This window comes from Bartonella sp. AA86SXKL, assembly GCF_042196885.1.
In genome coordinates, this window is sequence record NZ_JBHIRE010000325.1 from 1 (window position 1) to 712 (window position 712).

General features: G+C 44.1%; 1 protein-coding gene. It reads right to left on the reverse strand.

Annotation, left to right across the window (positions count from 1 at the left end; translation table 11 throughout):
* Positions 1-712 (reverse strand): ShlB/FhaC/HecB family hemolysin secretion/activation protein (locus ACFIO5_RS11810; protein ID WP_375705514.1); only part of this gene is annotated, 712 nt, incomplete at both ends.

The window sequence follows — 712 nt, forward strand, 5'->3', positions numbered from 1 at the left end:
GGGAGCCCTTGCAAATAACTCACATCAAAGGTCCAAGTCCCCCCCAACATCTGGCGCGAATGCGAAATGCCAAAATTGGCGACACTATATTGACGGCTGCCCACTTCAATCTTATTGCCAAGAAGGTAATTGTTGGTTCTTTTATAAGAAAGGCCTAAATTCAAGGTTGTAAGGGAAACACTATCACGGTAAAGAACCCTGCTTGTACTGGCGTGTAACTCACTGGAATCCCCCGTCGTCTCAATATCGGTAAAATTGCCAGGGATTATGCTTTGGTAATTATAAACAGTGCCATTCAATCCAAAGGTCCAATAACCGTACGGAATACTCACACTCGCTGAAATGTTATTGCTATGTCCTTCTTGCTTGCTCCCACCCCAATAATCTGTCTGACTGCGTTGATAGTTAAAATCCCACGCATCATTCATCCCTAAAATATTTTCTACCCTCAAGCCCGCACTATAACGCGCATAACCCGTGGAAGATTGTCCCATATTGTCATGAGAAACAGTAACCTTGAAAGTTTTATCGGGATGATTGTTAATATTGACAATGGTGCTCCCTTCTTCACGCCCTGGAAGAAGTTCGCTTTGAGCGTGCGCTGAACTCAAACGGTTGATCTGATCAAGCCCCTGTTCAATATCGCGCATGTTCAGAACATGACCTTGAAGCCCAGGAAAAGCACTCCATACAACATTATTATAACGAGACG